Below are 8,396 nucleotides of genomic sequence, written 5' to 3' on the forward strand. Positions count from 1 at the left end.
ATGGTGAATGCAGCAGATCAGGTGGTCGTCGTCACCGGCGGCAACGGAGGAATCGGCGCTGCGATGGTGGCCGCCTATGTGGAGCTCGGCGCGACGGTCATCAACACCGACCGCGGGCCGGCCCGGGTAGGCGCCGCCGCCGAGTACTACGACCTCGACGTCACCGACGAGGCGGCGGTTAAGGCGACGCTCGCCGAGATCGTCAAGAAGTTCGGTCGCATCGACGTGCTCCTCCACGCTGCCGGTGTGCTCGGAGAAACCGTCGATCCCATGAGCACAACCACCGCGGAGTTCGAGCGCATCATGACCATCAACGGCACCGCAGCCTTCACGGTGACGCGCGAGGCCGGGCAGATCATGCTGGATCACAGCATCAAGGGATCCATCCTGCTGCTTTCGTCCGTCGCCGCGAAAGAGGCGCGGACGACGTACCTCCCGTACAACGCGAGCAAGATCGCGGTGCTCCACATCACCTGGTCGATGGCGCAGATCCTGGGCCCGTCGGGAATCTCCGTCAACGCGATCGCCCCTGGGCCCACAGAGACCCGCATGTGGGCGCAGCTCGCGGACGCTTCCGGCCCCGACGTGGAGGCCGCCCGGCTGGCGCGAGCGGCGCGTGCCGCGCAGCTGCCCATGCGACGGTTCGCACAGCCCGAGGAGATCGCGAACGCCGCGCTGTTCCTCACGGACCCACGCAACCGGTACATCACCGGGGTCACCTTGGATGTCGCCGGCGGCGCGCATCTCGGGATGGGGTCATGAAGGTTCTCCGCAAATAAAGGAGATTTTCGACGTATATGCGTCGAACAGTGCTAATATCGGGGAAGAGGTCACCAGATGAAGGGCCTCCGCAGTCGAAATGCCAAAACGTCGCTGACAGGCGCAACCCGAGCGCTCACAGGTGTCACACACGCGACTGATCTCAAAGGAGAGAGTGGGATGATCACCAAACGCTGGAAACTCGTGGTGGCGGGCCTTGCCGCGGCGACGCTGATGCTGGCCGCGTGCGCGCCGGCGGACGACTCCGGAGGCGCCAAGGGCGGCGGCAACGCCAAGGGCCCAGTGACACTGACGTACTGGGACTTCCTCGACCCGAGTCAGGACAATCCGCGCGCTCACGCCCTACGGGACAACATCGCGGCGTTCGAGAAGGCGAACCCCGACATCAAGGTGGACCTCTCAGTCGTATCGCTGGGGGACATGCTCAGCCGACTGCCGCAGGCGGCAGCAGCTGGCCAGGCCCCTGATGTGTTCAAGATGTTCAGCCCGACCGTTCCCCAGATGGCGGCCGCTGGCGCCTACTCGCCTCTGCCTGATGCCGCATCCGGTGTCAAGGACTGGCTGCGGCCTGTCAAGACCCTGGCCGGCCCCGATGGCAAGCCTGTCGCGGTGCCGTACGAGTATCGGACGTGCTCGCTGTACTACAACCAGAAGATTCTCGACAAGATCGGCGCGACCGTCCCGAAGACATACGACGAGGTCGTCGATGTGGCGGCCAAAGCGGCGGCGGCTGGTTATACAGGTTTCGGCACCGGCTTCTCCGATACGGACAATTCGGCGATCATCGCCACGTTCTTCGACTGCTTCATGAGCCAAGTCGGTCAGAACATCTGGAGCAAGGACGGCAGACCGGTCTTCGCCGGCGCGAAGGCCGACGAGTTCGGTGACTTCCTCGCGAAGCTCCGAGATGCCAAGGCGCTGGGCAGCAGCGTCGTCTCTGACAGCTATTCCACGGTGAGCGACGGTCTTGCCAATGGCACGGTCGCGATGGCGGTTCTGGGAACAGAGCGAATCGTGACGTTTAGCAAGACCAACCCGGACATCAAATGGAGCGCCCTCCCCAAGGCGTCGACCGGAAGCCAGGCGGGCACGACGATCGGCTGGACGATGGGCATCGGCGCGGGGAGCAAGCACGTCGATGCTGCATGGAAATTCATCGACTACATGACGGGCCCGAAGGCTGGTGCGGTGATGGCGACGGGAGGCGAAGTGCCGCCGCGCGCGTCGACCTATGACGAGTCGTACTTCTCCACGCCGGCGGCAGACACCGTGAAGTCCATCGCCGACTACGTCAAGAGCAACAGCAAGCCGCATGTCTATGCGGACGACTGGATCGCGGTGGCCAGCGGCCTCTCCCACGCGGGGCAGTCGCTCTATCTGAACGGCCTCACGGGCAAGCAGTTCATCTTGGCCGCGCAGGACGCGGCCAAAAAATAGACCGAGGAACATCCGGGGAGCCCTGCGGGGCTCCCCGGGGATCGGAACATCATGACTGACACTCGCACTCTGGTGATGCCTCCCGGGCAGCGCAAGACCAGGCTGGGCGCGGGGCGGAGCCTCAAAGTGGGTTCCGGCCGTGCAGACCGACGGGTATGGCTATACACCGTTCCTGTCATCCTCGTCTTCACCTTCGTCTTCATCGGTCCTCTGATCTATACGGGATGGACCGCGCTGCATGAGACGAAGTACTACTCGATCGGAAGCTTCTCTGGCCTCAACTCGTTCACGAAACTGTTCTCCGATCCCAGCCTTCCGGCGCAGATCGGCACGACACTCGTGTTCTCCCTTGGCGCGCTGGTCATCGCGCTCCCTGCCGGCCTTCTGTCGGCGATCGTGCTGAACAACCTTCACCGATTCAAGCGCACGGTGCGCAGTCTCTTCCTCTTGCCGTGGCTCATGTCCCAGGCCACCGCGGGAACGATCTGGCTTTGGTTCCTGAATCCCAATTTCGGGCCCGCGTCAGCGATCACCACTGCACTCGGCTGGGGACCCACGGATGTGTTTTCTTCTCCGACCGCAGCCCTGATCGCAGTGACGCTGATCACAGCGTGGTGGTCGTATCCTCAGGCGATGCTGCTGTTCCTCGGGGCACTGCAGACGATTCCCGAGGAGCTCCGCGAGAGCCTTCGCATGGATGGTGGGGGGATCTGGCGCGGCTTCGTCAGCATCACCCTGCCGTATCTACGCAACACGATCGTCTCGGTCGTCATCGTGCTGCTCATGCTGTATGTGCAGATGGTGACCATCATCCTCGTCACCACTCGCGGCGGGCCGTTGAACGCGACGGAGACGCTCTCGATGCGCGTCTTCAACCAGACCTTCGTCGACTTCGACCTGTCTGGTGCGTCCGCCACGGCGATCCTTCTCTTCGCCGTGAACATCGTGCTCACGCTGGTCGCCATTCGTTTCCGTCGGAAGGAAGCATTGTGAACGTCGCAACCGCACGCCGCCGCCGCCCGCTGCGCAAAGCGCTTCAGGAGGTGCCCTCCTGGATCTACGTCGTGCTGTCCGCAGCCATCGTCCTCCCGCCGGTCGCCTGGATCCTCTCCACAGCGCTCAAGCCGGATGCGGACACGATCAAGTTCCCGCCAGAGTGGATCCCGAACCCGTTCACCGTCGACGCCTTCGCTGGCATCTACACCACGACCAACGTGCGGTTCTTCGTGAACTCGCTGATCTACGCGGGCGGATCCATCGTGCTGGCGCTCACGATCTGCATTCCCGCGGCGTACGTCGCCACCCGATACCAGGGGCGGCGCATGGAGGCGGTGATGACGGGTATCCTCGTGTTCTCTATGGTCCCGGCGATCGTCGTGTTCATCGCCCTGTACTCGATGTTCGTCAAGACCGCGCTGATCAACACCTACCCGCTGCTGATCGTGGTCTACACGGCGATCATCAGTGGTCAGACGATCTTGTTCCTGCGGAACTTCATCGAGAACATCCCCGTCGAGATCGAAGAGGCGGCCGCGATCGACGGCTGCTCGCGCCTGCAGATCCTGTGGCGGATCGTGATCCCGCTCATCCGACCGGGTATCGCGGCCATCGCAATCTTCATCTTCGTGTTCGTCTGGAATGACTATCTCGTCGGAACCGTGCTGGCGACGACCGAGAACATGAAGACGGTGCAGAACGGCATCGTGCGCTACATCACCACAGGATTCGGCAACTTCTGGGGGCTATTCTCCGCCTTCGTCATCGTCGCGTTCATCCCCGTGCTCGCCGTGTTCGCTGCATTCCAGCGATGGTTCATCGCCGGCCTGACATCGGGCGGCGTGAAGGGATGAGCGCGGCCGTCCGGGTTGCCGTGATCGGCGCTGCCGGCTGGGCCGGGCGCCGCCACGCGCGAGCGTTCCACGCGATCGGCGCTGACGTGGCAGTCCTCATCGACCCCAGTCCGGCGGTGCACGAACTTGCGCGCGAAGTCGGCGCAGACGTAACGGAATCGTCCGTCGACCTGCGTCGCGAGAACATCGATCTGGTGGTCGTCTCGCTGCCGACGAGTGTGCAACCCGGCATGACAGCCGAACTTCTCCGGCGCGGCTTCCGGGTGCTGGTGGAGAAGCCACTCGGGTCATCTGCGGAGAATGTCGCGGCGCTCGGCTCGATCGATGGCATCGACGATGCTCTCATGGTCGGGTACACGCTCCACCACCACCCGATCGCAGGTCCACTTGCGGAGTGGATCTCCGCGTCGACGGTGATCAGCGTCAGCGTCCGGTCCGCCGCCAGGAAGCTCACGCTCGACTCCTGGCGGGTGGCGCCGCAGGAAGGCGGCGTCACTGTCGTCAACGGTATCCACGCGATCGAGTACGTCGCCTCGTTCTTCCCCGGTGAGGTGACGGTTCGCAGCTCGTACAAGAGCGACGGACTGCACAAAGCCTCCGTCACCGACTACGCCGCGGCAAACGTGTCCTTCGACGATGGTGGCCCGCTCTTCCGGCTGGAGACGTACTGGAATCCGTGGAACCACACGGCGGGGTTGAATGGCGACGACTGGGCCTTGGAGGTGGACGTCGTCGCGCACGAAGGGCGCCGGCTCTGGTCGAACTGGTCCCTCCACGAATGGGACCGTCAAGGATCCGAGACCACGCATCACTTCCCAGAGGTCGATCTCTTCCTCGAGCAGGCGAAGCGAGCCCTCGACTTCGCGAGGGGCGGCCAGCCCTTTGTCGGCTACCGGCAGGCACTGCGGGCGACCGAGATCGCTGACAGGATCCTTCGGGCGTGAGCACGCCGGCCGGCTCGGTGTGCTCACGTGGTCGCACATGATCGAGTGGCTGCCGGCGGCCGTGTTCGCCGCGCAGCGCCGATGGAAACCCGGAGTGGCCATGGGGACGCTTCAGGCGCTCTTCCTCCCCCTGAATATCATCACGGTCGCGATACTCGGACCTCCTCAGGGAGACCTCTCCGTGCTCGTATGGGCGGCGGGCGGGCTTGTCGTTGGCTCCATCGCGGCATCCTTCTTCCTGCGTCGGCTTGCGCGATTCGCTCGACGGATCACACTCTCGCTCGCCGCGTTCGGCGGTGTCGCTCTGGTCATCACAGGCATCGCGTCGGCGATATGAAGGCTGTACGCGCGTCCTCGCAGGCTTCAGGCCTTCGCAGCCAGCCGTGAAGGCGCACGGTCATCGCTTGAGATGAGTCGCCGCAGGTTATCCTCGCTGAGAGCGAACTCGGTGGCCATGATTCCGGCGCCGATGAGCGCTGCGCGCACTGGTTCCATCGAACGAACGATGGCCAGCCCTTCCGTCGCGAACGGCGTCGCTTTCTGATAGACGACTTCTCGGATCCCGGCGACAAGATGATCGCCTGCCGTGGCGAGCCTTCCGCCGATGGCGATCGTCGCGGGGTTGAAGAAGCTGATGCAGGTCGTGAGAACCTCGCCGATGTCGTTCCCCGCACGGCGAACAGCCGAGATCGCCTCGAGGTTTCCACTGAGCACGAGCCCGACGACGTCATCGACTGTTACCGCCTCCACGCCTTTGGCGGACAAGGACGTCGCGATCGCAGGGCCGCTCGCCACCGCGACCAGACATCCCCGTCTTCCGCAAATGCATGGCACGTCAGCGTCACGCGGCACAGGGATATGGCCGATGGCACCGGCCGCGCCCTTGGCGCCGCGCAGCAGGGCGCCGTTGTTGATGATGCCCGCACCGATGCCAGTCGAGGCTTCCACGGCGATCATCTCGGTGGCATCCGGGCGCAATGCGAGCTCGCCCAGGGCCATCAGATTGGCGTCATTGTCGACGAGTACCGGAACAGCGAAGTGCTTCGCCAGATGCCCGGGAACGTCGAAATGATCCCATTCGGGCAGGTTGGTGGAGTTGAACGTACGGCCTTCTTCGTGGAACACCGGCAGGGCGATGCCCACGCCGACCGCCGCGATTCGCCAACCGGCGTGGTCGCTGTCCTTCAAGAGCGTCGACGACGCGGCTGCTGCCGCATCGAGGACCGCTTCCGGCCCGTCCGTCATATCGGCAGGGAAGGCCGCCTCGGCGATGATCTGCCCCGAGAGGTTAAGAAGAGCGACCAGATTGTGCGATCGACCGATATCGATCGCGATCGTCCCCCAAGACACCGGCTCGAACGACACGCGCGCCGAAGGCCGTCCGGCGGCAGTGGAGGGAATCATCGGCGCCGACACCACCAGCCCGGAAGTGATCAGCTCCTCGAGTCGAAGAGCCACGGTAGAGCGAGCTCGCCCGGTCAGTGCTGAGAGCTCGCTCAGGGTGAACGAGTGATCGCCCTGCCCTCGGCCGAAGCTGAACAGGTCGATCGCATCGAAGGAACCCAGCGGTTTGCTCTCCCGTGCCATATCACCATTACACCACCTCAGCCGGACACTCAGTCGAGCATCGCGCTATAAATGCCCTTCAGCAACGCATAAGTGATGAATCTCGGCGTAATGGTCAGGATGAGGCTGCGCAAGCCGAGAGCATGCGCGCGCCCGCTGGAAGACGCAGTGTCGTCGCTGATTGGTGTAGGCGTGCTCATCGTTACCGCATATCCACTGACCGCAGCGACCCCTGTTCGCATGCTCAGCAGAACTGCGCCAGCGGCGGCTCTGGGGTGCTGCCTCGGTCTGCGGCGAGGATGCTCTCGACGATTCGGGCGGTCTTCGGTGGGAATTCGTCGCCGGGGTAGAACTCTCCATACAGTGACTCGGCGTCATCGAGAGAGGTGATGCCGAGACGGTCGAGGAGGTCGGCGATGTCTTCCGCCTCGCGGGCGCCACGTCGTGCGGCGGAGTGCAGCTTCATCGCCAGCAGCGTCTCATGGGTAGCCGCTTGGATCGTGATCGTCGCGTCCTGGTAGAGCATGACCCATTCGGCGGGACGACCGAACCCGCTGGGCAGAAACTGCGCGGCATCGTCGTTCAGCCAATCGGCTGGCCAGTGCCTGCGTTCGGCGACGGTCCGTGCGGCCCGTTCGATCTCGGCCTTCGGCGCGAACGTGGCGTCGATGTCACGGGTCAGGCGTCGGTTCGCGTTGACGGTGAGAACGATGGCGGCCCCGCCGACGAGTTGCAGCGTGCCGGTGATGCCGCGGTCGCGGAGTGTGTCGGCGACATCTTTGATCCCGTCGATGATGTTATCGCGGGCCAGGAACGGAGTCATATTCGCTTCAGGGGTGCCGTGCACGAGCTTCTCGAACTGGCCACGGGACTTCGAATGACCCGTGTCGTCGGCGTGGCTCATGCGCTCTCCAGCTCACCGGCGGAGATCGCGATGCCGCGTCGGCGAAAAGGTTCCGGCGCCTCGGAGAGATCTGTGAGGGCGGGCAAGGGGAACGGCGTGCGCTGTGGCTCCCACACGGGCTCACTTGGTGCCGTGTCATGTTTGGCAGCCCACGGCGGGACCGAACTCTTGGGCAGCCGAAACTCGACGAGGGCGGCGATCGCATCGTCCCACCGACTGCCCAGTCTGCGGGGCTGTTCGACGGTGAGCAGGAACTGCTCGTATGGGTCGGCTGCGGCGAGGTCATCGGCGAGCTGGAGGAAGGCGCGATATGCGGTGGCGGGTTCCGCGCCAGCGTAGGTCGCGATCGTTTCCGCGGCGTCCGCGGCGGTCAGCCGATCGACGCGGGGGATGACCGCGACCCGGACGCCGAGTGTTTCCGCGATCCGCTCCACGGTCCCAGACGTGGGCTCGCGTCGGCCGCTCTCGATGTTGGAGAGGCTGGATGCGCCAACGCCCGAAGCGGTGGCGGTGTGGCGCAGGCTGACGCCGGAGTTCAAGCGCGCGCGACGGAGGCTCGTGGCAATGCTCATCGAGGTTCCCCTTCCTGCCAATGTTACCGGATGCGACAACAGTCTACCTCGTGTCTCCCCGGCGGCACCCTGCCGGGGGTGTTTGCTCGATCCGGACCTGCCTACAGTTCTCGAACTCGTCCGTTTTGTGTCCGCAAATCCGCTTTGTGTCCGTGTATATACTCGTGGGAACCAGTAGCAACCGTTGCTGGATGCTTGGAAAACAGTGGTATCGAGGGGAACTGGCGCCTTGCGCCATTGACGTGAGGTCGCGGGTTCAAGCCCCGCTCCTGCTACCGAATGAAACCCCTGTCGACGACGTTCGAAAAGTAGGCCATTGCGACGTGTGAAAACGAGGCCACCT

At 64.2% G+C, this 8,396-nt stretch carries 10 protein-coding genes; 6 read left to right on the forward strand and 4 right to left on the reverse strand.

Annotation, left to right across the window (positions count from 1 at the left end; genetic code table 11):
• The 6 genes from ACTJI8_RS19775 (at position 1) to ACTJI8_RS19800 (ending at position 5,348) form a co-directional block, all read left to right on the forward strand.
• A complete protein-coding gene (locus ACTJI8_RS19775; protein WP_440735145.1) occupies positions 1-762 on the forward strand; it encodes an SDR family NAD(P)-dependent oxidoreductase in 762 nt (253 codons plus the stop codon).
• A gap of 177 nt (positions 763-939) precedes the next feature.
• Entirely contained in the window at positions 940-2,217 is a 1,278-nt protein-coding gene (locus ACTJI8_RS19780; RefSeq protein WP_440735146.1) for an ABC transporter substrate-binding protein, read from the forward strand.
• Between the two features lie 51 nt (positions 2,218-2,268).
• Positions 2,269-3,210, forward strand: a complete 942-nt coding sequence (locus ACTJI8_RS19785) for a carbohydrate ABC transporter permease (protein ID WP_440735147.1) — start codon at positions 2,269-2,271, stop codon at positions 3,208-3,210.
• A complete protein-coding gene (locus tag ACTJI8_RS19790; RefSeq protein WP_440735148.1) occupies positions 3,207-4,067 on the forward strand; it encodes a carbohydrate ABC transporter permease in 861 nt (286 codons plus the stop codon). The genes ACTJI8_RS19785 and ACTJI8_RS19790 overlap by 4 nt, the downstream gene beginning before the upstream one ends.
• Complete coding sequence (locus tag ACTJI8_RS19795) at positions 4,064-5,011, forward strand: Gfo/Idh/MocA family protein (RefSeq protein WP_440735149.1); 948 nt, start codon at positions 4,064-4,066, stop codon at positions 5,009-5,011. Before ACTJI8_RS19790 ends, ACTJI8_RS19795 begins: the two co-directional genes overlap by 4 nt.
• A 37-nt stretch (positions 5,012-5,048) precedes the next feature.
• Positions 5,049-5,348, forward strand: a complete 300-nt coding sequence (locus tag ACTJI8_RS19800; RefSeq protein WP_440735150.1) for a hypothetical protein — start codon at positions 5,049-5,051, stop codon at positions 5,346-5,348.
• A 26-nt stretch (positions 5,349-5,374) separates the two neighbouring features.
• Here the strand turns inward: ACTJI8_RS19800 and ACTJI8_RS19805 are convergent, their stop codons facing one another.
• From ACTJI8_RS19805 to ACTJI8_RS19820, 4 genes are read right to left on the reverse strand one after another with little or no spacing between them, the layout of a single operon-like run.
• Positions 5,375-6,598, reverse strand: coding sequence for an ROK family protein (locus ACTJI8_RS19805; RefSeq protein WP_440735151.1), 1,224 nt, complete (start codon positions 6,596-6,598; stop codon positions 5,375-5,377).
• A 29-nt stretch (positions 6,599-6,627) separates the two neighbouring features.
• A complete protein-coding gene (locus ACTJI8_RS19810) occupies positions 6,628-6,777 on the reverse strand; it encodes a hypothetical protein (protein ID WP_440735152.1) in 150 nt (49 codons plus the stop codon).
• A 44-nt stretch (positions 6,778-6,821) separates the two neighbouring features.
• Positions 6,822-7,424, reverse strand: a complete 603-nt coding sequence (locus tag ACTJI8_RS19815) for a hypothetical protein (RefSeq protein ID WP_440735153.1) — start codon at positions 7,422-7,424, stop codon at positions 6,822-6,824.
• Positions 7,425-7,477: 53 nt separating this feature from the next.
• Positions 7,478-8,053: a helix-turn-helix domain-containing protein gene (locus ACTJI8_RS19820; RefSeq protein ID WP_440735154.1), complete on the reverse strand. Its 576-nt coding sequence runs from the start codon at positions 8,051-8,053 to the stop codon at positions 7,478-7,480.
• Positions 8,054-8,396: the final 343 nt, after the last annotated feature.

This window comes from Microbacterium sp. 22303 (assembly GCF_052045265.1).
GTDB lineage: Bacteria > Actinomycetota > Actinomycetes > Actinomycetales > Microbacteriaceae > Microbacterium.

What these genes read in the sequence shown, in the direction of transcription:
- ACTJI8_RS19775 (WP_440735145.1), top strand. Translation starts at nt 1, where the DNA reads ATGGTGAATGCAGCAGATCAGGTGGTCGTCGTCACCGGCGGCAACGGA.
- ACTJI8_RS19780 (WP_440735146.1), top strand. Translation starts at nt 940, where the DNA reads ATGATCACCAAACGCTGGAAACTCGTGGTGGCGGGCCTTGCCGCGGCG.
- ACTJI8_RS19785 (WP_440735147.1), top strand. Translation starts at nt 2,269, where the DNA reads ATGACTGACACTCGCACTCTGGTGATGCCTCCCGGGCAGCGCAAGACC.
- ACTJI8_RS19795 (WP_440735149.1), top strand. Translation starts at nt 4,064, where the DNA reads ATGAGCGCGGCCGTCCGGGTTGCCGTGATCGGCGCTGCCGGCTGGGCC.
- ACTJI8_RS19800 (WP_440735150.1), top strand. Translation starts at nt 5,049, where the DNA reads ATGATCGAGTGGCTGCCGGCGGCCGTGTTCGCCGCGCAGCGCCGATGG.
- ACTJI8_RS19805 (WP_440735151.1), bottom strand. Translation starts at nt 6,598, where the DNA reads ATGGCACGGGAGAGCAAACCGCTGGGTTCCTTCGATGCGATCGACCTG.
- ACTJI8_RS19810 (WP_440735152.1), bottom strand. Translation starts at nt 6,777, where the DNA reads ATGAGCACGCCTACACCAATCAGCGACGACACTGCGTCTTCCAGCGGG.
- ACTJI8_RS19820 (WP_440735154.1), bottom strand. Translation starts at nt 8,053, where the DNA reads ATGAGCATTGCCACGAGCCTCCGTCGCGCGCGCTTGAACTCCGGCGTC.